At 66.5% G+C, this 23,888-nt stretch carries 22 protein-coding genes; 12 read left to right on the top strand and 10 right to left on the bottom strand.

Annotated features, from left to right (window positions below; all coding sequences use genetic code 11):
* Nucleotides 1-111 precede the first annotated feature (111 nt).
* Genes ON30_RS38275 through ON30_RS33105 form a run of 3 tightly spaced genes read right to left on the bottom strand, consistent with a single transcriptional unit; the run spans nucleotide 112 to nucleotide 3,322 of the window.
* The gene (locus tag ON30_RS38275) at nucleotides 112-1,236 is read right to left on the bottom strand and encodes a lipase family protein (protein WP_157184036.1); all 1,125 of its coding nucleotides are present in this window, start codon (nucleotides 1,234-1,236) and stop codon (nucleotides 112-114) included.
* Complete coding sequence (locus ON30_RS33110) at nucleotides 1,236-2,459, bottom strand: cutinase family protein (protein WP_245554328.1); 1,224 nt, start codon at nucleotides 2,457-2,459, stop codon at nucleotides 1,236-1,238. Before ON30_RS33110 ends, ON30_RS38275 begins: the two co-directional genes overlap by 1 nt.
* Nucleotides 2,456-3,322, bottom strand: a complete 867-nt coding sequence (locus ON30_RS33105) for a hypothetical protein (protein WP_157184035.1) — start codon at nucleotides 3,320-3,322, stop codon at nucleotides 2,456-2,458. The genes ON30_RS33110 and ON30_RS33105 overlap by 4 nt, the downstream gene beginning before the upstream one ends.
* Before the next feature lie 682 nt (nucleotides 3,323-4,004).
* On the opposite strand from ON30_RS33105, the gene ON30_RS33100 reads away from it, so the two are divergent.
* Nucleotides 4,005-4,826: a helix-turn-helix domain-containing protein gene (locus ON30_RS33100; protein WP_083911874.1), complete on the top strand. Its 822-nt coding sequence runs from the start codon at nucleotides 4,005-4,007 to the stop codon at nucleotides 4,824-4,826.
* Between the two features lie 505 nt (nucleotides 4,827-5,331).
* On the opposite strand, the gene ON30_RS33095 is transcribed toward ON30_RS33100, so the two are convergent.
* Nucleotides 5,332-6,222, bottom strand: a complete 891-nt coding sequence (locus ON30_RS33095; protein ID WP_040714162.1) for an alpha/beta hydrolase — start codon at nucleotides 6,220-6,222, stop codon at nucleotides 5,332-5,334.
* A 684-nt stretch (nucleotides 6,223-6,906) separates the two neighbouring features.
* Between ON30_RS33095 and ON30_RS33090 the strand changes: the two genes are divergently transcribed.
* From ON30_RS33090 to ON30_RS33080, 3 genes are all read left to right on the top strand, one after another.
* Nucleotides 6,907-7,242: an AbrB/MazE/SpoVT family DNA-binding domain-containing protein gene (locus ON30_RS33090; protein WP_040714160.1), complete on the top strand. Its 336-nt coding sequence runs from the start codon at nucleotides 6,907-6,909 to the stop codon at nucleotides 7,240-7,242.
* Nucleotides 7,239-8,321, top strand: a complete 1,083-nt coding sequence (locus tag ON30_RS33085; RefSeq protein WP_051030333.1) for a tyrosine-type recombinase/integrase — start codon at nucleotides 7,239-7,241, stop codon at nucleotides 8,319-8,321. The genes ON30_RS33090 and ON30_RS33085 overlap by 4 nt, the downstream gene beginning before the upstream one ends.
* A gap of 812 nt (nucleotides 8,322-9,133) precedes the next feature.
* Nucleotides 9,134-10,375 (top strand): IS110 family RNA-guided transposase, encoded by a 1,242-nt coding sequence (locus ON30_RS33080; protein WP_040714158.1) that lies wholly within the window; start codon nucleotides 9,134-9,136, stop codon nucleotides 10,373-10,375.
* A gap of 133 nt (nucleotides 10,376-10,508) precedes the next feature.
* Here the strand turns inward: ON30_RS33080 and ON30_RS33075 are convergent, their stop codons facing one another.
* Nucleotides 10,509-11,426 carry a hypothetical protein gene (locus ON30_RS33075; protein WP_040714156.1) on the bottom strand — a complete coding sequence of 306 codons (918 nt, stop codon included), beginning with the start codon at nucleotides 11,424-11,426 and terminating at the stop codon, nucleotides 10,509-10,511.
* Here ON30_RS33075 and ON30_RS39880 point away from each other — a divergent pair.
* Nucleotides 11,425-11,613: a hypothetical protein gene (locus tag ON30_RS39880; RefSeq protein ID WP_157184034.1), complete on the top strand. Its 189-nt coding sequence runs from the start codon at nucleotides 11,425-11,427 to the stop codon at nucleotides 11,611-11,613. The genes ON30_RS33075 and ON30_RS39880 overlap by 2 nt on opposite strands.
* 646 nt (nucleotides 11,614-12,259) lie before the next feature.
* Nucleotides 12,260-12,850 (top strand): DUF6907 domain-containing protein, encoded by a 591-nt coding sequence (locus tag ON30_RS33070; protein ID WP_040714153.1) that lies wholly within the window; start codon nucleotides 12,260-12,262, stop codon nucleotides 12,848-12,850.
* 139 nt (nucleotides 12,851-12,989) lie between these two features.
* Here the strand turns inward: ON30_RS33070 and ON30_RS33065 are convergent, their stop codons facing one another.
* The 4 genes from ON30_RS33065 to ON30_RS33050 form a co-directional block, all read right to left on the bottom strand.
* Nucleotides 12,990-13,199, bottom strand: a complete 210-nt coding sequence (locus ON30_RS33065) for a hypothetical protein (RefSeq protein ID WP_157184033.1) — start codon at nucleotides 13,197-13,199, stop codon at nucleotides 12,990-12,992.
* 227 nt (nucleotides 13,200-13,426) lie between these two features.
* Nucleotides 13,427-14,530 carry a hypothetical protein gene (locus tag ON30_RS33060; RefSeq protein ID WP_040714148.1) on the bottom strand — a complete coding sequence of 368 codons (1,104 nt, stop codon included), beginning with the start codon at nucleotides 14,528-14,530 and terminating at the stop codon, nucleotides 13,427-13,429.
* 11 nt (nucleotides 14,531-14,541) lie between these two features.
* Nucleotides 14,542-15,276, bottom strand: coding sequence for an SDR family oxidoreductase (locus ON30_RS33055; RefSeq protein ID WP_083911881.1), 735 nt, complete (start codon nucleotides 15,274-15,276; stop codon nucleotides 14,542-14,544).
* A gap of 366 nt (nucleotides 15,277-15,642) precedes the next feature.
* Nucleotides 15,643-16,032 (bottom strand): hypothetical protein, encoded by a 390-nt coding sequence (locus ON30_RS33050; RefSeq protein ID WP_051030332.1) that lies wholly within the window; start codon nucleotides 16,030-16,032, stop codon nucleotides 15,643-15,645.
* A 471-nt stretch (nucleotides 16,033-16,503) separates the two neighbouring features.
* Between ON30_RS33050 and ON30_RS33045 the strand changes: the two genes are divergently transcribed.
* Nucleotides 16,504-16,962, top strand: coding sequence for a hypothetical protein (locus tag ON30_RS33045; protein ID WP_040714145.1), 459 nt, complete (start codon nucleotides 16,504-16,506; stop codon nucleotides 16,960-16,962).
* A gap of 265 nt (nucleotides 16,963-17,227) precedes the next feature.
* Here ON30_RS33045 and ON30_RS42470 read toward each other — a convergent pair whose 3' ends face one another.
* Nucleotides 17,228-17,308: a hypothetical protein gene (locus ON30_RS42470; protein ID WP_373282670.1), complete on the bottom strand. Its 81-nt coding sequence runs from the start codon at nucleotides 17,306-17,308 to the stop codon at nucleotides 17,228-17,230.
* 82 nt (nucleotides 17,309-17,390) lie between these two features.
* Here ON30_RS42470 and ON30_RS33040 point away from each other — a divergent pair, with 82 nt between their 5' ends.
* The 5 genes from ON30_RS33040 to ON30_RS41900 form a co-directional block, all read left to right on the top strand.
* Complete coding sequence (locus ON30_RS33040; protein ID WP_040714143.1) at nucleotides 17,391-18,464, top strand: hypothetical protein; 1,074 nt, start codon at nucleotides 17,391-17,393, stop codon at nucleotides 18,462-18,464.
* A complete protein-coding gene (locus tag ON30_RS33035) occupies nucleotides 18,461-19,432 on the top strand; it encodes a hypothetical protein (RefSeq protein WP_040714141.1) in 972 nt (323 codons plus the stop codon). The genes ON30_RS33040 and ON30_RS33035 overlap by 4 nt, the downstream gene beginning before the upstream one ends.
* Nucleotides 19,433-19,638: 206 nt before the next feature.
* The gene (locus tag ON30_RS33030; protein WP_040714233.1) at nucleotides 19,639-20,310 is read left to right on the top strand and encodes an 8-oxoguanine DNA glycosylase OGG fold protein; all 672 of its coding nucleotides are present in this window, start codon (nucleotides 19,639-19,641) and stop codon (nucleotides 20,308-20,310) included.
* Nucleotides 20,311-20,382: 72 nt separating this feature from the next.
* Nucleotides 20,383-21,276: a lipase family protein gene (locus tag ON30_RS33025; protein WP_245554327.1), complete on the top strand. Its 894-nt coding sequence runs from the start codon at nucleotides 20,383-20,385 to the stop codon at nucleotides 21,274-21,276.
* Nucleotides 21,266-23,888, top strand: a 2,623-nt coding sequence (locus ON30_RS41900) for a caspase family protein (RefSeq protein ID WP_174387632.1), incomplete at its 3' end; no start/stop codon positions are given. The genes ON30_RS33025 and ON30_RS41900, both read left to right, overlap by 11 nt.

Below are 23,888 nucleotides of genomic sequence, written 5' to 3'. Positions count from 1 at the left end.
GCCCGAAGGGGTCTCAGTGCATCGGTGCGCCTAGGAGGCAGGGCGCGACGCGGCGGGGAAGCAGTGGATCGAGAAACGGCGGATGCCCCCTTGATCAGATTCAGGAAGGTCTCAATCGGCCGAGAAGACCCGAGGTGATGGCCTGGGTTCTCTCAGGTGAGCCGCAAGCCGTTCGACAGCGTCGCTGGCTCCCGCTGCCGCAGCGCGACTGTGCCCGCCGCTGTACTCGCGCCAGCTCAAGTCGGCTCCGCGGGCGCGGTAATCGGTAACGAGCTGACGTCCCATAGCAACAGGTACGACAGTGTCTTCAACGCCGTGGTACAGGTGAACTTTCGCGTATGGCGTCGCCCGCCCTGCGATCTCGTGTGCCAGCACGTACCGCCACACCGGGTCGTTCCACGGGTCCGGACGTTCGCACCACTGTCCGAGACCTGTGGTCGCGAAGGCCCGCCGAAGCTGGCTGCGGCTCATAGTCTTTCCCTGCTCGATCGCGGACCTTCCCTGATCGGAGAGCAAATGGAAGACGGGCAGGTGGGCGTACGCACGCCCCAGTCCCACCAAGCCCGCCAGAACAAGTCCCGCCAGCGGTCCGCCGTCCAGTTCCACTACCAAGGCCCCCGGATCGGCGACGACGGCCCCCGCGGCGATCCCACGCAGGTCCAGTTCGGGCGCGTAGGCAGGTTGGACCTCAGCACTCCACACCGCTGCCCGCCCGCCGTCCGCATATCCCCACACCACGCAGGGTGCCTCGGCGGCTTCGAGGTCGGGCATTCGTTGGACCGCCCGCACCAAGTCCAGCGTGGCGTGTGCAGCTGCTCGGCCAGCCAACCAGGCATGTGGTCCGAGCCCAGTCAGTCCGAGTCCCTGGCCGTCTGGGACTACAACGGTCCATCCGCGCCATAGCGCCAATTCGAGGGACGGCCTGAAGGTTGGGCGGTGGCTGCGGGTGACTATCTGTGACGGCACACCATCGCCGCCCAGCCCATGAAAGGCGGGACAATACGCCAGGATCGGGGCCGGAACGACGGGTGGGCGCGCTTCAGGGGCAATGACAATACCCGACGATGCAATCGGCGCCCGGTGAGCGGTCCGCGAGGTGTAAACGAGCTGCCAAGCACGATGTTCGGCGCCCAGCCAGGGAAGTGTCACTGAGCGGCGACGTAGTATCCGCCCTGGGCGAGGCACGACATCGAGTTCTTCGCCGCGGTAGAACTTCTGAGTTTCGGAGAGGTCCATCATCGGCTCCCGACATCGTGGGCCAAAGCGATCAGCCAGGCGATTCCAGTGGCGAGTTGGCCGTGTGCATAGCCGGTGTGGCGAGCGACTGTGTCCACATACCGCAGCCACACCGTCGGGTTGACCAAGTCGGCGTTGTCGGCCAACAGCTGTCCGAAGGCTGAGGACAACTGCCCGAAGAGGTTGGGTAGCAGCGCGACCGGGTCGTTCGTGATCGTGCCGACGATCTCGTTCCACCGCGCTGCGGCGGCAGAAGCGTCCGGCACCGCGCTTCGCGGATCAGCCGCCTCCACCAGCCGATCGGCCAACCCGCGTTGCGGTGAATAGTCGACGCGATTGCCATCGAGTGCAAAGTCGTTGATCAGCACGCTGTTCCATCCTCGCCCCAGGGCTGCGTGGAGAGCAGAGTTCAAGGTGGACAATGCAGCGACCGGGTCACGGAGGTCCGCTTGAGCCGCGACTTCGGCGAAGAACCGCAGCAACGCTGCGTGGTCAGGCGCTGAGCAGGCCAGATCGCCTTCCGAGCAGATGTCGGCGACACGGCCGGTCAGCGCACCGTAGCTGCTCGCCCCGGCGATCCCCCCGCCGCCTGCCGGCGGATTGGTCATCGATACCTGCGACACCGCCGCACCGGTGGTACCCGGTGCGGGATCGGGCACCAACTGCCCTGGTCGTCCCGGAATCGTCGGCGAACCAGGCGCACGATCTGGATTGGAGTACAGCGCCACACCCGCGATTCGCTCCGGGGGGATCACCCCGACTCCCTCGCCTATCTCGACTGCCCAGTTCGACACCGCCTGTGCGCCTTGAGAATAACCAACTGCGGCGACCATCGTTTCCGCGCAGGCTGCGACGATCGCGCGGGCGGCCTCATCCAAACCACGCCGCGCATCGCGCACCGATTCCACGTAGGGATCAGTGCCTCCGCCTGGCACAGCTCCACCGAATCCCGCCGGGTATCCGATGTAGGCCCGCTGTACCAATCCTGGGGCAGCAGCGAGTACAGGCGCCACCAACTCACCGACCATCCCGGTGTCGGCGAGCGGGTCCGCCGTCGGCGAAGACTGCCCGGTGCCTTGCACACCGAGGATGTACAACGCCGGACACTCGGGTCCGATCGGTACCGCGGTGGCGGTGCCCCCGGCGGCCAACACCGGCCCCGCCGTCACGATCGCCAAACTGGCAGCAAGTACCCCCCGGCGTAGTCCCACGGTCCAAGTCATGGCTGTCCGACTCCGACCCCGGCACCGAATCCGGCACCCACCGTCCCGGCGGCCACCGCCCCGACTGCCGCTACCGGAAGTCCAGCGACTGCCGCACCGGCTGCCGCACCGGCTGCCGCGCCCAGCACGGTGCCCGCCACGCCCGAGGTGACAGGGCCGACGACCGGCACCGAGATGACCGTGCCCACAGCAGCTCCGGCAATGCCGCCGATCGTGCCGCCGACCAGGCCCCCGACTACCGCGCCGGCCGCCGCAGCCGGAACACCAGCTACCACAGCACCCGCCGCACCGCCGATGCCCGCACCAGCCAGAGTCGCCCCCGCAACGCGATCGGATCGGCCGGCCTCGATCCCGATCGAATCCAGGGCCGTCGCTACCTGCGCTTCCGCTTGCGCGGCGGCGTCGTTAATCGCCTCCGCGCACTCCGGTGGCAGCCAGTCAGGACGCGGAGCCGACCACTGCCCCACTCGCACCGTGTCCGGCGGCGCTTCGATCGGGGCGACCGGCTCGACCGGCTCGGGAAGATGCAGGTCCTCGATCTTGAACGGCGCCACAGGCGCCGCGAACTCCGGCGCAGGTCGCGACGAGCTGTCGTTGCGCACCTGCGGCGGCTGGGCGTAGAACACCGGCGGCTGCGGCGAGAGCAACTCGGCTTGAGGTTCGGGCTCGGCATCCGGTGGCGGGGGCAGCGTGGGAGCTGAGGTGCCCGGCTGCGCTGGTCCCGTGAACACTCCGGGCTGATCGGCGATCAGCCCGGCACTTTCCGCGACCGCGACCGCCGGGGAAGCGGTCATCATCACGAGTGCTACGGGAACCACGCCGACCACAGCAGCCAGCGACACACGAGCGGCGTTGGACTCCAATTGCTTTCGTCTACGCGACAGACCAGGGAGGCGATCGGTGTTAGACGACCCGTTGCCGCTACGAGTTTTGGACATGGCAAATAGCCCCTTTCAAGGTCCTGCAAATTCCGGGGGATTATCTCCGCGAAGCGGCTTCTCGGCGAGAACTGACCGAGAAACCGCATTTACGACGTGCGTCTGACTTTGTTCAGAGGAACGGAAGAACCAGCGACAGCGCCTGCGCGGCTACCGCCAGACCGTGCGACAGCACAGTCAATCCGGAATTCACCCACCCCAAAACAACGAATGGATCCATCGGATTTCCTTTCAATCGAGCCAACCTGACAGCTCGTATTCAACACACCAAACCTGCTGCCCTACCAGCGTTTCGGTTGCCTTGCTTTCCGTTAACGCTCCGGGCGTGAATCGCCGAAGGTGCCCCTAGCAGCGCTTATGTGCCCGGGTTCACGCCTGGGGCGTGAACCCGAAAGTTATCGAATGATAAGCAGATCAGCTTCTGGACACCCCCGCCGCTTCGCTGCCGCCGCGAAGCGGCCCAAGGGTTCGAACTCAAGCACCGCCGGGATGTGTTGCCGTGCCCTATCCGGTCTGGTAGGAAATTGACCCAGAGCCTGGGGGCGAACAGGCCATCGTATCTTCACCCGATCTGTCAGCGGAAGACCTACGAAAGGGGGGACCCAGCATGGGCTGGATTCCCAAAACCGTACCGACGCCAGGCATCCCGACGATGGGGACAATATTGCGTCTGATCAGGGAAGACGCCAACCTCGCGCGACACGAGGCAACCAGACTTCACGGCGTGAGCCCTTCCTACCTCTACGAGATCGAGTCGGACGCCAAGCTGCCGAAGATCGAGACATTGGAGGCCATGATCGAGGGGTACAACGTGGACCCCTTGCTGGCTAGACATCTACGCGAACTACGCTCTCCGGCAGTCGAACTCGAGTCGTTGTCGCAGATCCGCCGCCGAGTCACCACGAATGCCGACTGGATGAGCCATCTCGAGGACCTCGAGGCTCGTCACACTCTGGCCGCCTACGTCGACCCACTCTGGAATATTCTGGCCTGCAACACAACCTGGCTTGCCGCACTTCCCGGAATCGAAGAGACGATGTCGATCGCCAGATGGATCTTCGGGCCCCGAGCCAAACGGGTCTTCGTCGAGTGGGAACGCGAGGCAGCGCACAACGTGGCCTTCGACAAGGCGATGCTGGGCTTGTTTCGCGACTCGTCGCAGGCACGCGAGATAATCGGCCACCTCGCCGAGCACCCCGACTTCCGTCGACTGTGGGCCTCGAGCCTGACCGTGGCCTACGGTCGCGACACAGACGACCTGCTCCACCACCGAGACTTCGAGACCGGCACGCTGACCTCGTACCGCCTCAGCATCGCCCCGATGGACGAGACGGGAGTAGTGCAGTTGGTCACAGCGATCGCAAAGACCTACTCCGGACCTGTCCCACCTCGTCGCATCACGGTCCCTCGCAGGAACCAGTCGTCGTGACGCAATCCGTCTCGGGCGCTTGCAAACACCGGCTGGCTATCAGTGCAGCGATATCGGTAAACCGACAGCATCATCGAGTCATTCAACGCAGCTATGGTGCAGCACTCACGTCATTCTTTCACTCGCACTTTTGCGTTCACAATTCAGCGACTCCGATCGCACCCCGACTCCGATCGAGTTCTCTCGACGAGAAGCCCGCCGACGTCTCGTCTGACACGGGCAGGCGGCATCGTGAGCCTCCTCCATGTGGAAAGAGTTGAGCGAAACAGCTGAACGTCCAGTCGCACACAGAAATCCGCGCCGCACCAAGACGTGGGCCCCTGGCACGAAGCCGTGCGACGCACGGTGCCAGCGCACAGCGCCCCACGGCTTCGCAGAAAACGAGGCAGGCACGTGCCCTTCACACCCGCCGCCGACGTACACGACGTCGTTTCGGAACGGCCCTGTCGAACAGGCCAACCACGACGCCGCACCCGTCCGCCGTCTCTGATGTTCCCGACAGCGACTACCGACCCAACACCTCGACGAAGAAGTCACACGCCGCCGCGGCCGCCTGCTCGAAACCCTCCTCGTACACCACGAAATGCGGCCCGGATATCAGGACCAACCGCTTCGGTTCCAACGCCTCGGCGTAGCCGCGCAGCGCGATATCGGTGGGGGTCAACGTGTCCTGATCGGCGACGATCATCAACAACGGTGTCGGCGAGACCCGCCGCACGAACGCCTCGGGCGCATACGACTGGAAGTGGTCGATACTCGACAGCGTCACCTCGTTACGCCACCCCGGGACCTGGGGGCCGTTGTCCATCAGCCACCGGTACGCCTCCGGGCCGGGCATGGCCACCATGTCGGTCGGCACATCGGAGGCCGCTTTGATCGTCAGCGGCGCCTGCCCTGCCAGTCTGCCCTGGCGATCCGCGGCGATGGCCGCGTGCACCATCGGCAGCATCACCGTCGGCACCAGCGAACGCAGGTTGGCCCACCCGTCGGTAGTCGGCACCTGCGACACCACCGCACGCACCCGACGATCGATCGCGGCGACCACAAGGACGTGCCCGCCGGAGAAACTCGTCCCCCAGACACCGATCCGCTCCGGATCGATGCCGTCCAGTGATCTCGCGTAGGTGATCGCGTCCCGATACCCCTCGATCTGCGCGTTCGGATTCACCTCGAACCGAGGCTCCCCGTCCGAGGAACCGAAACCGGGATGGTCGTACACCAGGCAGGCCAGCCCCGCCGCGCCGAAGACCTCAGCGAAGGGAACCACCCATTCCTTCACCCCGGCGAACCCGTGCGTCATCACCACCAGCGGCGCCGGTCCGCTCCCTTCCGCCGGTCGAAACAACCACCCCCGCAACGTCACTCCGCCGCTGACGAACCCGACTTCTTCTCGCATCTCGGCTCCCCTTCTGAAACTCGCCGTCTCCAGAAACTACGCTGGTCCCTCCCCACGCGCGAACGATCCCCAAAATGAACACCCGACAGAAGCCAAGACGGTCAAGCGGGGACTCGCGGCCCGCCTTCCCGAAGGCCCCGCTCGATCGACGAGTCGAGTGTCGCGCACCACACGACAGGTGGTCAAACCCGCCTGCTGTCCCAATCTGTCCCACTTCTACCCCCGGCAGCGGATACTCGACCGTCACTTCGATCACCGCACGACGACTGCGTCTTCGACTGCTCCTGGCGTCGATGCCCACCACTCTCTGATCGACATAATCAAGATCATCGACTGGGGCTGACCAAACCAGTCCAGCATGGTCGGGTAGGTCAGCCCACTCGACAGCGAATGCCCAGACCCGACACCGTGACAGACCCGAGTCCTCGAATACTGGCCGCCGCGGCTGCTTTTCGGTCTAATGGATGGTGGGCGAATCAGCACGCTGGCAGGGAAGAAGACCCCCATGCCTGCACCACACCGCCGAAACGGCGACAGATCAACCTCGACTGGCCACGGTGGCCTTCCGCTGCCACTCCCTCCGACCCCACGGCCACCGATGGCTTCGACCTCGGCTGACCACGGTGGCCTTCCGTTGCCACTCCCCCGGCCCCACGGCCATCGACGGTCCTGATCCGCCCTGACATGGCGATCGGCGTATCGATCATCACCGATCGTGCGCGCATCACCGCACGCCGCATGTTCGAGGCGATGGGTTGGCACGCCGGAACCAGGATCGGGTTCTGGACCGACGGGCGCATCATCACCGTCGACACCACTGGCGGCAGTCGGAGACGCACCATCGGTCCTCGCGGACAGATTCGACTCCCGGCCGAGTTCCAACAAGCAACGGGAATAAGCGCCGGCGACTACCTGCTGATCGTCGCACTGGCAGACCGCGGCGTTGTGGCGATCGTTCCCCTGCCAGTGGTGATCAGCGCACTCGCGGGTCAGCTGTCCGCCCCTAAGGATGGCCGATGACCGGCGCGGACCTCGAGGCAGCGAGGCGGCTACTGGAGCGGATGGGCATCACGCCCGAAGAACTACTACCCACCGCCCGCACCGCACTGTCGATCCCTACTTTCGCCGATTACATCCCAGCCTTGGCCGACGCGACTCCAGTCGGGGCCAGGCGGACCTACCAGAACTACTGGGACCGCGTCGTCGAGGTCTGGGGCGAACGCCGCCTCAACGAACCCACCTCCCTCGAACTCCAACAGCTGGTCGAAACCACCGGCCGCAGTGCGGTTGTCCGCCGCAACCACCGCGGGGGACGGTCCGCCGCCGAACACATGGTCAGCGCATTGCGCTGCCTGTATCGAGCTGCCGACGCCGACGGGTTCGTCCCCGCCGCGGCCAGCCCGGTCCGCGGCCTCATCAAGCCACGGCGACTCCCCAGCACCCGCCGGGCCCTGTCCACGCATCAACTCGAACAGATAATTCACGTGGCCACCACCACCGGCAATGACAAGGAACTCGACTATCTACTGCTCCGCATCCACATCGAGACCGCATGCCGCACCGGCAGCGCCCTCGGCCTGAGACCGTGTGACCTCGACACCGATCTCTGCCTCATCCGACTGTTCGGCAAAGGCGGAACCGTGCACTGGCAACCCATCTCTCCTACTCTCATGTTCAGCCTGATCACCCACAGCCTCCGCGGCTCCGACGAGGACGCTCAACTCCTGCGCTACACCAATGGCCGTCCCATCACTCGACGACGTTACGACCACCTGTGGTCTCAAGTCGGACGCCTCCTCCCCTGGGTCAGCACTCAACAGATCAGCACCCACTGGCTCCGCCATACCACCCTGACCTGGGTAGAACGTAAATTCGGTTACGCGATCGCACGAGGCTACGCCGCCCATTCCGAACCCAGCGGACAGGACGGAGCAACACTGACCTACGTTCGCGCCTCCCTCGAAGAAGTCGCCGCAGCGGTCTCTGAACTGACCGGTGAAGCACACCCCCTCACAACGGTCGACGCCGAGGCACCCGAAGAGACACGAGCCAACCCGTTCGCTGGGCTTATGTCGCTCGACACCATAAATGACCGATGAGTCCCTGGACACCCACTGGAGCGCAACCACGTCACCGGCCCCCTCCCGGCCGGTTCGCCGCTTGCACCCGAACGACACCCCGCCCATCGAGAGCCACGGCACCGAATTTCAGCGAGGAATCAACAATAATGGGATCCAATCGCTGATCGCTTGGATCGATGTCGCCCGCCGTCCGCTACGGCGGTCCCCGCAGAGACCGTATCCGAGCGGTAGTGCGACGCTCAGGTCGGCTTGCCCTACCTCCGAGTGAGCGACCTGAGATCGAACCCGCCGCACCAGGAGCTCATGCGCGATATAGGCTGAGCACCGATCGCCCTGGTGCGATCGCAGCGCGCTCCGCCGCGAGAATCTGATCATTCAACTGTGCTGTGCCATGCCGAATTCAGCTGCGCCCGGCCGGCTACGTGATCCGCTCGATTCATCATCGGGGGGGTATCCGACGACCGGTCGGTTGGCTCGCCGATGATGCCCTCCCCTCGCTGCTGTCGGAGTTAGCCCCGTGCCTTCTCTCATGTTCCTGGTCCAGACCTCTGCGACCACCCCTGTGGCCCATCGGCCTCGACCAGTGCTCCTAGAGCGAAGACGCTCTGCGACACCATCAACGGGATCGAGAGCTCACCCACGTGCTAGCGTCGACCTCCGCGTGGTGGGACGCGGCTGTGAGATTCTTGCGGTTCCGACGCTGGGCGAGACAGGCCACCCACCACGCACTTCCGACACGCCCGCGGACGGCGCAGCGGGCGCCGAGCGTGCGGTGGTTGTCGCAGTGACCGAACCACCGCGCCCGCGCGCTATTCGGGTGCGGCAGACCGGTGGGTGACTCCGTCGGGCGGTCCGGGGTATGGATCGGGATCGATGTATCGAAAGCGACACTGCATCTGTGCGCCATCGATCGCAGCGGACACGTGTTGTGGCAACGGCGAATCAGCAACGACGAGGACATGATTCGTGAGGTGATCGCGCAGGTGCGTGGACCCCGGCGTCGCCGGGTGGGCTGGGCGTTGGACATGACCTCCGGTGCGACAACGCTGGTGATCACGCTGTTGCTCGGCGCGCGGCAGCAGGTCGTGTACGTGCCGGGACGGCTGGTGTCGCGGATCGGTAGCGGGCTCGCGGGCGGGGCGGCCAAGACCGACGCCCGCGATGCGCGCACGATCGCCGAGATCGCGCGGATGCGCACCGACCTACGACCGGTCACCACCGACACACTGCTGGTGGCCGAACTGCGCGTGTTGCTGGCACACCGCGACGACCTCGTCGGCGAGTGGGTCGCCGGGATCAACCGTCTCCGTCAACACCTCGCCGCGATATTCCCGGCCCTCGAGGCCGAATTCGACTACTCGACCCGTTCGGCGCTGATCCTGCTCACCGCCTACCAGACCCCCGGCCCGCTGCGCCGCCGAGGTGCGGCCGGGCGGGTCGCCGCGTTGCTGCGTCGTCACGGCGCACGGGGAGTGATTCCCGGCGGGGTCGAGGCGATGGCCCACCGCGCAGTCGCCGCCGCGGCCCGTCAACGCACCGTCCTGCCGGCTCAGCAGATCACCGCCGAGCTGATCGGACGGCACGCGGCGCGGCTACTGGAACTGCGCGAGGAGATCGCCACCTGCACCACCCGGATCCAGACACAGTTCGCGACCCACCCGTGGTCGCCGATCCTGACCAGCGTCCCCGGGATCGGCGTGCTGCTCGCCGCCCGCTACCTGGTCGAGACAGGAGGCGACCTCCAGGCACGCTTCGGCACCGAGAACCGGCTGGCCTCCTACGCCGGGCTGAGCCCGGTCCCACGATCCTCGGGCACCACCCTGGCCAAACAGCACCGGCCCGTGCGCTACAACCACGCCCTGCGCCAGATGTTCTACCTCGCCTCCACAGCCGCGATCCGCACCACCGACGGCCCCGGGCGCGCCTACTACGAACGCAAACGCGCGGAGGGCAAACTCCACGGCCAAGCCCTGCTGTGTCTGTCCCGCCAGATCAGCAGACTGCTCTGGGCGCTGGTCCGCGACCACCGCGTCTACACCCCGACCCACGACAAGCCCCCGCACACCGACTGATGCCGAACGCAGGCGAACACGACCGCGTCGGCGACGGCGGACCCAACGATGTAGACGCGCGACTGCGCGGCATTCCCCACGATGACGGATGCCGATGGACGGCAGGCCGGTTCGGTGGTCGGTCGCGCTAGACTCACACTCGAGTCCCTCGGTGGAATTCTCGGTGGATCGCTGTGACGAGGTCGGCGTATTCCGGAGTCAGGCGCGCCAGTTCCTCGACCGCAGGACGGTCACCCGCATGGCGACCGTAGACGGTCAATCCGTGAGTGGTCTCACCGAGTGATTCGGTCCGGCCGTCGGGCAGAACCCGCCGGGCAGGGGCGGTCGAGGATCGGTCCAGGATCGACACCAACTGAAGATGAGGACTGTCACCAGTGGCTCGGATCACGAGATGACCTACCTCGATATGCCCCGGGCGGGGCCGCGGCGGGTCGCCGAGAACGCCGGAGCGCACCTCTCCGGTCTCGTGCATCCGCTGGATGTCGATGCCGGTCGATTCCTCGACACCGTCGTGCCCGAAGCGTAGTACCCGATCCGGCCACCAGCCGTGCGGTTCGTGATCCCATAACCACAGCTGAGACTCGGAAGTGACCAGTCGGGTGCCGATCCGTGGCGGCTCATCGACGAAGGCGGACAGGTCACTGACCGACACGCAACCGTCGAATCTGTCGCGGGAGTGCGCGTTCCACAGCCCACACAGCACATCCACGACCTCGCGCGCATGCTCGGTACTGGCGAACAACTCGACGCCGCGGTGAGGCCGCCCGCCGCCGGTGGTGTCACGGTAATCGACTGCGCCCTGCCAGGCAGCGACGATCCACTTTCCCCACATCCGCGGTCCGGGTCGGGAGTGCAGCGCGCACAACGGACAATCCTCGGGATGGTGCCGGCGACGGCGAGGAACACCTCCGACGGCGTCGAGCGCAGTCGGATCGATGACGGCTTTCATCAACAAGCTCGCGAGCATCACCTCAGCGCGCGCATCGCCTGCCACGATCTCGTGATCGTGAGGCGTGCCGGTATCGGGATCGGTGAACTGGACAACTGTCATGCCGACCCGCAACGGGCAGGCGTCGAACGAAAAAGGCTGTGTCACTGTGGTCTCCGGTGGTATCGAGATCAATGCCGAGGACGGCCGCAAGCGGCCCGGAGCCGGCGTGGTTGAGATTCTCAGTCCGGAAGAGGAGCACGGACTGCTGCCGGGATCAACGAAAGAGATCCACGCTCAACGACGCTAGCACGTGATCGAAAGCAGCGTCGCGTGAAGTGCGTAGTCGTGAATCGCCCAATCCAGCGAACCCTCAGCCTGGAATGACTCCGGCCACGAGCGCCAACACAGCCGGCCCAACAACCATCCGCCAGTGATACCCCTCCAATTGAACAGCCCAAAGCGCTCCCACAGGGCGATGTGTCCCGGCACAAGTCACCGCACACTCCCAGCGCTCAGAGACAACTGTCAATCGCCCGTGGAATTCATTGCCTAGCAACGACTCTCGAATCGACTCGATGCCACAGTTTGACGGACGCCTCCACGGCAACCTACGATAGAAGCCTCTCTGGCACCACTTTTGGTCACAGGTGAAACCCCTCGTGCGATCGAGTCCCTCCTCGAACACTTGAGTAGCGAATCGCCCCGTCACGCTTGCCACAAATGAGAATCGGGCCCTGGACGAGGTTCCCTTCCGGCTCCGTTCACGGCATAATTCTACCCGCCAGCCCGTCTCGTAGCCCCCGGTCCGGCCTGCAATTGCGGGTCGTCGTCGCATCCGAGTCGAACAGGCCGATCGGATCGGTCCGGAGTTCCTTACGGCTATGCTCTGGGGACAGGGTGCGCTCCCCCGAGCGGACCTCGGGGCGGGAAGGCCGATTACGGTGGTCGAAACGATGTCGTGCCCGACATGGTGTCGCAGGCACCTGTCCCCGGATCCGAGCGAACCCGGCGACCAGGGCGCGCACTTCGGAAAGCAGATGTCGGTCCTGGTCACCAAACGCCCCGGCCTGGTGGCCGATCAGCCCTTCGTGGTTCAGGTCGCCGCCCACGACTACCGCGGCAGGCGAGAGACCATGATCTATCTCGACAACCCTGGACGCGGAATCGCGCAGATGACCGACCAGCAGGCCGAGGCCACCGCGGCGAACCTTCTGCAGGCCACCGAGATCCACGCCGCAACCGACCCGCTCGGGCGAGGATGCCCGACATGGTGCATCGACGACCACGACACGACATCCGCAGACGAACTCGACGCCGACGGCAACGCCGCACACACCAGTGCGCCCCTGACAGTGCCGATCACCGGACCGACCGCGACCGACACCGAGGTCTCGATCTACATCGCCGCACTCGACGTCGACGGTCTGCGACAGTCCTACCTGGAATTGGTGTTGTCGGGTTCCCGCACTCCCATCGATGTACCCGAGGCCTGCAAGATCGCAGGCAACCTCCTCGAAGCCATCGATAGCTGGAACAACCGGTAGAGGTGCACGACTCCGGCGGGGAAACCGAAAATGTTCGTCCGGGCTGCGGAAGACCGTGTACAACGTCAATCCAGGCCGGTCCTGACCAGGCCGTCCCGAACACGCGCAAGCCTGCCGCCGCTACTGCTCCCCCACGGGTCTACCAATCGACCATCACACCACGGCGGACGCCCACTCCGAGTTCCCTGTCCGGCTCCCAAGCACCCAACACGCCCTGTTCCTCGAACAGGTACGCGACCTCGGCCAAGTCGCGACCGAAATCCGGCAACGACACCGAACTCGACGCTTCGTCCCACTGCACTTCGATACCGCCTGCCGCCGCGAAGCCGGATCGCGACTCGACCATCACCGCTGCCGGCTAGCCACCCCGACTGGAACCCAACGCGTAGGGCAGACCATTCGCCGCGGCACTCGATGCACTACGCGACGGCGAACAACCCGCCGACGTCGCCCGAGCATCCCCCTTCGGCGCCACCTACCTCCGGCGCATAGCCCGCGAACACGGCATCGAACCCGCGCCGCGCGAGCCGAAACGACGAACATAGATCGCGTATCAGTCCGTTACCGGGGTGGGCGTCAGCAGCGACGCTCACCTTCATACGCGGACCTCCCCTGCTCCACCACCTCCGGCAGAATCCACCTTGCGACGGCAGACTCGCGTGTCGGAGGGTGCGCGGTCATCGCCAACTTGGTGACGATCCGGGCGGCACGGTCACCGGCGCCGATCGGAAAATGCATCTCGATTTCTACCGTGTCCGCCCAGCGGACCCGCGATGCATCGACCGCGTCGATCTCGACCGAGCCGTGGAAAGTTACCGAGTCGGGGCCGCGGACCACCAAGCCGACCGGGCGATCGGTTACTCCGAAAGGGTCTACCGACTTGTCCGGCGGGATCGGTCGCGGCTCACCAGAGTTCATGCGCACCCACTGGTTGGCGTGCTGCCTGGCTGAGGTGAACTGGATCTCCGTGAATCGAATGGGTTCCACGCCCTGGATGTGTGCGACTACCGACCAACGATGTTCTGGGAACACCACATGCTTGTCAGGCTCTGCGTCGATGAACAGCCCGCCACGGATCCCGAAGTTGTAGGACGGCGGGCCGGGCTCTGGTTGAGGGGCAGGTGTGGGTTGAGGAACGATGTTTTGAAACGTTCTCGGTTGGTGCTCATAGAGGATCGCTTCAGGCTTTATGAGTTCGAGAACTGGGACACTTACGGTTTGGCTCAGCATTAACAGCAGGTCGGCGCGAGTCGCGGAGCGTGTGTCGGTCCCGTCCCTCCAAGGAACGCCCCCATTCACCCAGCCCGTGCCTGCCACCATGTACGGCGGCTGATCGGTCTCGAAGTACAAGCACACGACTGCACCGTGGTTCGTGTGGACGGTCAGGTCGGTCAGCCGCGGCACCGCGCCGTACAGGAACTTGCTCTTCACCTGCGGCCACCAAGTCGCCAGATCGACTTTGTCATCGATCGGGACCACGGTGTGCGTTGCCTCGCAGAGTCCGATGAGCAGCATGACGGGGTGGCCGAGTGCGGCGTTCGCCAACCCGGCGAGCTGCTTCGCCTTGTCGACGCCCGGCCAGGCGCGCTTCGCCTCGACGGTGGAGTCCTCGATCTTCCCGCCGCCGAGGACATGGTTGATGTGCCGGAGGGCGGTGGCCTCGATGAGTGCCTTGTTCACGGCGGATCACGCTACTCGCGCCACGGTCGTTGGTGCGAACCGTTTTGGATGCCCGCGCGCGTCGAAACTCGTCTTTGACACGGGCGTGACAATTCGGACAGGAAACTGATCACCGCGGCGACCTCTTCGGGATTGCCGATGCGTTGCATCGGGATCGCCTGCTGGGCGAGCTGATGGTATTTGTCGTCGAGGGCCTGGGTCATGTCGGTGTCGATGAAACCCGGTGCCACGACGTTGGCGGTGATCGAACGGGACCCGAGTTCACGGGTGATCGAGCGGGCCAGGCCGATCAGCCCTGCTTTGGAGGAGCCGTAGTTGGCCTGTCCCGGGGTGCCGAGCATCCCGACGACCGAGCCGAGGAAGATCAACCGTCCCCACCGTGCGCGCAGCATGGTGCGGCTGGCGCGTTTGGCGACCCGGAACGCACCGGTGAGATAGGTGTCCAGGGTGCGCGCGAAACTGTCCTCGCTCATCAACGTGAACAGCATGTCGTCGGTGATCCCGGCGTTGGCGACCACGACCTCCACCTCACCATGTTGCTCGGCGATCTCGGTGAACGCGGTGTCGATCGAGGCGGTGTCGGTGACATCGCAGCGGACCCCGAGCAGACCGTCCGGGCCCTCGCCGCCGCGGTGGGTGACCGCGACCCGGTGACCGTCCTCGGCCAACCGGCGCGCGACCGCCAACCCGATACCACGGTTACCGCCGGTGACCAGGACCGAACGCGGGGTGATCGGTTTCGCCATCCACATCCTCACTCTCATCGAAAGGGTTCCCCGGGCGGGGAACGCCGGGTCCTGTCGAGCCCTCCGCCGCGCGAGCGGTTCGGCATCAGCGGGTTCCCCCAACAACGAGCACCGAAATATGAGGGATCCTCACATCACACCCCGAGCGCGACCGGGCTCGGTCGACGTCCCGGAAGCACCCAGCGCGCGGTGAACCCGTCCGGGTGGGGTGAATACCGGTGCTGGTAGGTGAAGCCGCGTCGAATTCGACGATCCCGACGACCCTGACGATGGTCCTGCTGGAGGTAGAGCTCATGCGAGGTTTCGTCCACACCCGATTGTTCAGCCACCCCCGCACACGGTCGGCCCCGCGTCGAGGGCCATCGGTCAGTCCGGCGGCGGTGTGGACTCGCGCTCGGCGAGGAAGGCGTCCAGTAGCCCGAACAGCGGGGTGAGTACCAGCTTTTCCTGCTCGACGCTCAGCGGTGTCCCACCGTCCCACTCGGGCAGGGCGATCTGTTTGATCTGGGCCGACCAGACCAGATTCGACCCGACCTCGTGATGGGTCATCAGCCACTCGCGCCATCCCTCCAGGCCCGGACGGCCGCAGCGACGCGAGGCCATGTCGTAGCCCTCGAGGTAGGTCACGACACCGCGCAGATCGGTGTAGCCGATATACAGGCCGGTGCGCGCGGCGAATCCGGCGAAGAACTCCCGGTCGGTCTGCTCGAGAGGATCCTTGTGCGGCCGATCGTCAACGGGCCCATACGTCTTCATTCCCCGATCGTGCCTCACCGCCGTCCGACTATGCCATGACGATCGAGAACACCGTCGACGAGAGATGGTGGGTCCGCGCGGGGCGGGGACAGCTCCACGCGTTCGTTCGACCACGGCGGCCGCGCCGTGGGTGACACACCCCAGGCAGTCGTGCCCCACGACCCTCCAGCAGGGCCGCCGGCCGGCAGGGCGCCGTGACATCGGTGTGTTCGGTAGTCCAGGGATCTGGCCTGGACCGCCACCACCGACCTCGACCACATCATTCCCACCGCCGACCAGGCCACGCCGCTGGTGCGGTACGCCTCGGTGCTCGCCTCGAACTCGGCCAAATGCTCTCCGGCTCTGGACAACTTGGCGCCGACCTCAAGCACACCGAACAGCCGACGCGCCGGCCTGGTGGCCGCAGGAACTCCGATGCGTCGCAGCCGGTTGCGACCGAGTCGATTCGGTCCACAGTCCTACGATGCACGGATGGATACCTCGGACTGGATCGCTACTTTCGCTGCTGTCGCCTCAGGTCTGGCGTTGATCGTCTCTATCCTGGCGGCCCAGTTTTCGCGCCGACAGGCGGCTGCCTCCGAATACGCCAACCAGCTCGCGGCGGGTCAGCGATGGCGGGTCGTCGATGAGACCGACACCCACTGGAAGTTGTTGAACGTGTCGCAATTCGCCGCGAGCGGGGTGGAGGTCGACGCCGCCCGGATCGAATGCCACACCTCGAACCTGCCGGTCAAGGTCACCATCGGGGTTGGTGCTGACATCCACAAGGACGGACATCGCTTCACCATGATGGGCGGCAGCGGCCAGCCGGACCTGCCCACCCACCTCTACGTGCGGTGGGCGGAAGGACCGAAGAAGAAGGGAAAGCCGGACTGGATGGCAGTACCCGTAGAACGCCGGCCACGATCTTCGTCGACTCAGTACAACTGATTCACCCCGACTGTGCGCGTGCTCGACAGGCGGACATGGGCCTGCCGCGCCCGTTGGCGACAAACCCATGCAGTCCGAGAATCGCCAGCGAGGCACAATCCCTGTGTCGACGCCGCAGTGCAGACTGCGAAGATGGCACCCTGCGTGGCCGAAAACTGCTCCCGGCCAGCCGAATTCAGTCCGAATGGACTCCGGATCGGGCCGCTGCCCCACACCAGATTCCTCGCTGAAGTCGTGCCTGGTGGCCAGTCGAGATAGTCCCACTTCAGATCCATAACCGCACCGTGCTGTCGTAGCTGGCGGTGGCCAGCGTGGCGCCGTCCGGGCTCAACGCCACCGAGAACACTGGCCCGGGCCCGGCGCCCGGTGCGGGGTGACGGTGTCGGGTGGTTATGCTCGCTGGTGGACGCGGCGGGAGGGGTTTCGATATGCGCGTGCTGGGGCGGGTGGTGCCCGCGGTGTTGACGGCGGTGGTGGTGGCGTCGTGTTCGGGTGGTGAGCCGCCGGTGTGGACGCCGCGGCCCGCGCCGCCGGAGCAGAGCGTCGAGGTGTTCGGGCGCGCGGTCGCCTCGGCGGATTACGCGAAACTCCAGACCGCCGAGCAGGTGCGCTCGATCGATCCGTGCGCGCTGCTCGAACCCGACCAACAGCTCTCACGCTACGGGCCGATCGTGTCGGTGTCGCCGTGGCAGGGACTGGCCGAATGTGTGGTGCGCATAGCGATTCCGGGGAACCGGGTGGCGGCCGATGTGACCGTGGACCTCGACGACAGCGGGCCGCTGTCGGACGAGGGGGCGGTGGTGGTGGCCGGGGAGACCGTCCACGTCGACAAAGTCCGCACCCGCGGCTCCTCCTGCGGATACCGGGTACCGATGCGGTTCCCGTCCTCCACCGCGCCGGTCACCGACCCGGCGACCACGGTGGTGCCCGAGGTGGTGGAACTGCCGCCGGTACCCTACCTGCGGGTCTCGACCGACTACTTCCCGTCCTCGACCGGCGGCGCCTGCCAGGTCGCCGGGGAGGTGGTCGGGCGGATCGTGGCCGCGTTCGCCCAGGATCGGGTGCCGCGCCGGGCGCAGGCCGTGACCCGGATCGGGTTGGCCGAGCGCAGCCCGTGTGAACTGCTCGAGCGGTTCCCCGACCGGTATCGGCCCGAGCGTTTCGATGTCACCACCGCCCCCTACGAGTGCAAGTTCTGGGCCGGTGACGACATCGTCGGTTTCTCCTTCGCCGCGAGCGCGGCGCGTTCGGCGATGACCCCGATCCTGGACTACCACCTCGAGACGATCCAGGGATACCAGGTGTTGGCCGAGGACAAGGTCGACGTGGTCGGTGACCGGCGATGCCTGTTCCATTTCCCCGTCGGTGCGTCCGTGGACGGTAACCGGGTCGGCGCCGACAGCAGCGCCCACATCCAACCCCGCGCCACCCTGTCCGGGATCTGCGAGGTCACCCGCGCGGTGCTGCCCGCCGCCCTCGAACTCGTGGGAGCCAACCGATGACCCGCGCACGTCTGGCCGTTCTCGCGGCCGCGGTCCTGCTCGGCTCCGCCTGCACCGTGCACGGCACCGCGGTCCCCGCCGACGGCGGATACCGGGCCATGATGGGCCCCGACCGCGGCCAGGCGTTGGCGGATGCGGCCGAACGCGACCGGGTCCGCCTGATCGACCCGTGCGCCATGCTCGACGAACCCGCGATCCGCGACGCCATCGGCGCCCCACGCCATTTCGGGGCCAACCACGACCTCGACGAATGCGAAGTCCGGTTCGATCCCGACGCCACCCCCGCCCGCATCGGATACGTCACCGTCGGGTTGTCGGTGATCGAGGACGGCTTCGGGCAGAAGACGCGGTTCGGTGCCCGCACCGGCACCGTCTCCGACAACAGTGGAATGTGCAGCATCGCACTGCCGTTCGAGCGGGGGCGCTCGTTCCACTACATCCTCAGCGGCAAAGAAGGCGCGGACCTGTGCGGGCCGCTGATCCGGATCGTGACCGCCTCCGAACCCGCGCTGAACAACCCGGCGCCGCGCTCGCAGTCACGGCGACTGCCCGCCACACCGGGATCGACCAAGGACCCGTGCGCGGCACTGAACCTCGCCTACGACCCCGGCCAACGCTTCGACATCCTCAGCTTCAACCCGTTCGAGTGCGACTTCCGCCTCGACTTCACCAGCTCCGACACCAGCCGCTACCACGTCACCTACGTCAACTGGCAGAAATCCCTGCTGGACTTCCCGCGCCCGGAGGACCGACAGCTGCGCGTCCTCGGCGTCGCCGCGACCGAGGAATCCGGCAGCGACGACTACTGCAAGATCACCATCGCCACCGGCGCCGACCACCCGTTCCTCGTGGTCGACTACCGCGGCGAGACCGAGCAATGGATCGAGACCATCGAGGTCGCCGGCCACTCCTGCGCCGAAACCCGCCGCCTGGCCGTCGCGGCGGTGAAAGCCCACCGACAGAGTTGATACGGGCATCGTCAGGCATGACACTTTCCGAGGCACAGGCAGTACCGACGCGCTATGTGGAGGCGAAGGAGTCAGGACCGCTGGGGCCGCGTGGCTGTGTCACTGAGGTCATAGGCGACGAACGCGCCGAATGTCGGTGTTCGGGCCGGGCTGATGTGCGTGGCGTGCGGGGTAACGCTGTCGCGGTGGTCGGCGAAGGGGTGGAGGTGACCGCTACCGATTTGAACAGCCTCGCGGTACCCCGGCGATTACGTGTCGAGCTGTCCGGGGTCGTGCCCGCCGACTACATCCACGACCACACCATCGGGGTGGTGGCGGATTGGTGGCGTGCGGAGTTGGCTGTGCACGGCTTCGACGCCGACGGCGTGCTCGGGTCGAGGATTTCGCGGGGTGATCTGTTCGCGCTCGCATCCGATATCGACGGCCGCGAGGAGATGTTGCGGCTGCTGTGGAACGTCTTGGCGTGGGGTACCGGCGGCCGTGTCCGGCACGGGCGCCACCGGATCCGTGCCGTGGCCGCCGATCCGGACCGCGCCGCCGACCTGCTACACGCCGCCGCGCGATCCTCGCGTACCGATCCCGCGGGAGCGTATGCGGTGTTGCGGCCCGGTGATCGCGCCAACGCGATCAGCTTCCTCGGTCCGTCGTTCTTCACCAAGTTCCTCTATTTCGCCGGTGGCGGTGACCCGGACCATCCCTGTCACATCCTCGATGAACGCGTCGCGCGGGCCCTGCGTGCCCGGGGTTGGGTGTCCTTGCCGCCGCGGGGCTGGTCGGCGTCGGCCTACCAGCGTTACAACGATCTGCTGCGGTCCTGGACCGCGTCGGCGGGACTGGCGCGCGGTGACATGGTCGAGCGGTGGCTGTTCGGGCGTTGAATCATCGGTTGGTCACATCCAGTACCGGTGGCCGCGATAGGTTGTCGGAGGGGTTCGACCGACCGTTTCGAGATGCCGGGCAAGGGGTGTGTGGTGGCGCGTGTGGTGGTGGTGCACGGTATCGGTGCGCAGAACTCGGGCGAGCCGAAGATGCTCTCGCAGTGGCTACCCTCGCTCAACAGCGGGCTGACACGCTGCGGCACACCACCTCTGGACGCCTCGGAAGTCGCGGCCGGATTCTACGGTGACCTGTTCCGGCGCCAGGGCGCGTTCCTGTCGCCCGGGGAGCCGTATTACGGGCCCGCTGATGTGGAGGCCGGTTTCGAGCAGGAGCTGTTGGCGGCATGGTGGGAAGCCGCCGCCGAGATCGATGCGGCGGTGCGTGTGCCGGGCGGAGACAGTTTGTTGCCGACACCTGTTCCGGTGCAGGCGATCCTGCATCAGTTGTCGCGGTCGCGGTTCTTCGCCGGTGTCGCGACCCGGTCGATGATCGGGAAGGTGAAACAGGTGCGCCGCTACCTGCTCGAACCCGACCTGCGCGAACAGATCCAGGACCGTGTCCGGGCGGTGATCACCGCGGACACGCGGGTGGTGGTGGCGCATTCGCTGGGTTCGGTCGTCGCCTACGAGACGTTGTGTTCGATGCCGGGGCACCCGGTGCGGGCGTTGGTGACGGTGGGCTCGCCGTTGGGGATCCCGAACCTGATCTTCGATCGCCTGCACCCGGCGCCGGTCGAGGGGGTCGGGGTGTGGCCGGGCGGGCCGGGGTTGGTGTGGACGAACATCGCCGACGGCGGCGATGTAGTGGCGTTGGTGAAGAAGCTGGATCCGTTGTTCGGCACCGATTTCACCCATCGGGTGTGGGACGCGGTCGTCCACAACGGGGCCACAGCCCACGACGCGTCGCCGTATCTGACCGACCGGTTGACCGGGCAAGCGATCACCGACGGCCTGCATGCCCACTGAACACACACCCCAACCGGGGCCGCGTCGGTTCCTGATCGCGACCGCGGTCGCCGCCCACACCGACGAACCCGGGTGGGACACCCCGGGTTTGGCGGACGCGCGCGCGGCGATGATCGCGTTGTTCACCGATCGGTTCGGCTACACCCTGGTCGACACACTGGGGATGAACCCGACCTCGACCCAGTTGGTGCGGGAGTTGCGGGCCTTCTGCAAGTCCCCGGACCGGCGCCCCGACGATCTGATCGTGCTGTATCACACCGGCCACGGCGAACGCCTCGATGCCACCGGTGAGCACGTGCTGATCACCGCCGACACCGACCCGAACGATGTCGAGGGCGCGGTCGCGACCGCGGCGCTGGCGCGACAGATGCTGCTCGGCACACCGGTGCGACGGCTACTGGTCCTGCTCGACACCTGCTATTCCGGGCAGGGCGGCGCGGATTTCGCGGCGGCGGCCCTGCGCTCCTACACCGGGGACTGGGCAGAAGAACCCGGCAACGGGGTGGTGGTGATCAGTTCCACCCAACCGACGCAGTGGGCGCGAGCGGGAATGTTCCCACGACTGTTCACCGACGCCGTCGACTCGTTGGCCGTCGCCGGCTACAGCCCACCGACCCTGCCGTTGGACTCGGTGATCACCACGATCAGCAACGCCGGCGGTCGCGCCGAGGGACAATCGATCGAGGCGACACTGGCGCGAGTGAATGGCGCGATCCCGCCGTTTCTGCCCAACCCGCGTCACGACCCGACCCTCAACGAGGTCGACCTGGCCGTGCAGTTGGCCGCGCAACGCGCAGAACACGAACAACGCCGCGAGGTCGAGTTCCGTGACCGACTGCTGCTGCGGGCGATGGGCAGCACCGACGGCCGCAGCTGGTGGTTCTCCGGGCGCCACACCGCCCTGACCGAGATCACCGCCTGGCTGCGCGGCCCGGACCCGGCCCGGCCGTTGCTGGCCGTCACCGCCGGACCCGGCTCCGGCAAAACCGCCGTCCTCGGCCTCATCGCCACCCTGGCCCACCCCGAATACCGTCGCACCGTCCCCACCGACACCCTCGCCCTGCCCACCGAAGCCATCCCCGCCATCGGCGCCCTGGACGCGGTGATCTACGCCCAGAACCTCACCCTCGACCAGGTCCGCGACGGGATCGCCGCCGCCGCACACCACTCGGCGGCCACCGTCGGAGAACTCCTGGACCGACTCACCGGGCGAGCAACAGTGTTCACGGTCCTCATCGACGGCCTCGACGAAGCCACCGACCCCGAACAACTCATCGACGCCCTCCTGCGACCGTTGATCGACCACGCGAACGGGCGCATACGACTGCTGATCGGGACACGCCCCTACCTGCTCGACCGACTCGGCACCGACCGCGCCCACGAAATCGACCTCGACGCACCGCGATACGCCGACCGTGACGCGTTGGCCACCTACGCCGCGCGGGGACTACTCGGCACCGACCCCGAGGGCATCTACCGCCATGCGGGTTCGCAGGTGCTGCGTTCGGTCGCACACGCGGTCGCCGAACAAGCCCACCCCTCGTTCCTGGTCGCCCGCATCGTCGCCGCGACCCTGGCCGCCGAGTCCACCGTCCCCGACGACCCCGACGACCCCGAATGGCGCGCCGGACTGCCACGGCTGCCCGGCGAGGCGATGCGCCACGACCTGGACTCCCGCCTCGGCGAAAACGCGCGACGGGCCCGGGATCTGCTGCGGCCCCTGGCGTTCGCGCAAGGCCAAGGACTGCCGTGGGAGAACCTGTGGGCAGCCATCGCCTCCGCCATGTCCGGGCACGACTACACCGACCACGACCTCATGTGGCTACGCCACACCGCCGGCTCCTACATCGTCGAAGCCGTCGAACACGGCCGCTCCGCCTACCGCCTCTACCACCAAGCCCTCGCCGAACACCTCACCGAAAACCTCGACCCGCACCACATCCACACCGTCTTCACCCACACACTGCGCCGACACGCCCTGACCACCGGCGACCCGGACACCGACTGGTCCCGCGCGCACCCCTACACCCGCCACCACCTCGCCACCCACGCCACACACGCCCGACTCGTCGACGACCTCGTCACCGACACCGACTACCTCGTCCACGCCGAACCCGCACCCCTGCTCGACGCCCTACACACCGTCACCACCCCGACCGGACTGCTCACCCGCTCGATCTACCGCTGCTCAGCCGACCACCACCGCCACCTCACCCCGACACGGCGGCGCCAACTCCTGGCCATCGACGCCGCACGCTTCAACGCCACACACCAGCAACACCAACTCAACCGCAGCCTGGACTGGCCCGTCCGCTGGGCCACCGGCACCCAAACCCACCACGCCCACCGCACCACCCTCGGACACACCAGCGCGGTGTTGGCGGTGGCGTGCACCGAGATCGACGGCCGACCCGTCGCCGTCACCGGCAGCGACGACGAGTCGGTGCGTGTATGGGACCTGACCACCGGACAACAACTCACCCACCTCACCGGACACACCGGCCCAGTGAACGCAGTGGCGTGCACTCACCTCGACGGCCGACCCGTCACCATCACCGGCAGCCACGACGAATCGGTGCGGGTATGGGACCTGACCACCGGACAACAACTCA

This window comes from Nocardia takedensis NBRC 100417 (assembly GCF_000308695.1).
Taxonomy (GTDB): Bacteria; Actinomycetota; Actinomycetes; order Mycobacteriales; family Mycobacteriaceae; genus Nocardia; species Nocardia takedensis.
This window is presented reverse-complemented; position numbering and strand designations above follow the sequence as displayed.

Coding starts and splice junctions, on each gene's coding strand:
- ON30_RS38275 (WP_157184036.1), bottom strand. CDS start 1,236: ATGGACCTCTCCGAAACTCAGAAGTTCTACCGCGGCGAAGAACTCGAT.
- ON30_RS33110 (WP_245554328.1), bottom strand. CDS start 2,459: ATGACTTGGACCGTGGGACTACGCCGGGGGGTACTTGCTGCCAGTTTG.
- ON30_RS33100 (WP_083911874.1), top strand. CDS start 4,005: ATGGGCTGGATTCCCAAAACCGTACCGACGCCAGGCATCCCGACGATG.
- ON30_RS33095 (WP_040714162.1), bottom strand. CDS start 6,222: ATGCGAGAAGAAGTCGGGTTCGTCAGCGGCGGAGTGACGTTGCGGGGG.
- ON30_RS33090 (WP_040714160.1), top strand. CDS start 6,907: ATGGCGATCGGCGTATCGATCATCACCGATCGTGCGCGCATCACCGCA.
- ON30_RS33085 (WP_051030333.1), top strand. CDS start 7,239: ATGACCGGCGCGGACCTCGAGGCAGCGAGGCGGCTACTGGAGCGGATG.
- ON30_RS39880 (WP_157184034.1), top strand. CDS start 11,425: ATGCCGACCCGCAACGGGCAGGCGTCGAACGAAAAAGGCTGTGTCACT.
- ON30_RS33075 (WP_040714156.1), bottom strand. CDS start 11,426: ATGACAGTTGTCCAGTTCACCGATCCCGATACCGGCACGCCTCACGAT.
- ON30_RS33070 (WP_040714153.1), top strand. CDS start 12,260: ATGTCGTGCCCGACATGGTGTCGCAGGCACCTGTCCCCGGATCCGAGC.
- ON30_RS33055 (WP_083911881.1), bottom strand. CDS start 15,276: ATGGCGAAACCGATCACCCCGCGTTCGGTCCTGGTCACCGGCGGTAAC.
- ON30_RS33050 (WP_051030332.1), bottom strand. CDS start 16,032: ATGAAGACGTATGGGCCCGTTGACGATCGGCCGCACAAGGATCCTCTC.
- ON30_RS33045 (WP_040714145.1), top strand. CDS start 16,504: ATGGATACCTCGGACTGGATCGCTACTTTCGCTGCTGTCGCCTCAGGT.
- ON30_RS33040 (WP_040714143.1), top strand. CDS start 17,391: ATGCGCGTGCTGGGGCGGGTGGTGCCCGCGGTGTTGACGGCGGTGGTG.
- ON30_RS33035 (WP_040714141.1), top strand. CDS start 18,461: ATGACCCGCGCACGTCTGGCCGTTCTCGCGGCCGCGGTCCTGCTCGGC.
- ON30_RS33025 (WP_245554327.1), top strand. CDS start 20,383: ATGCCGGGCAAGGGGTGTGTGGTGGCGCGTGTGGTGGTGGTGCACGGT.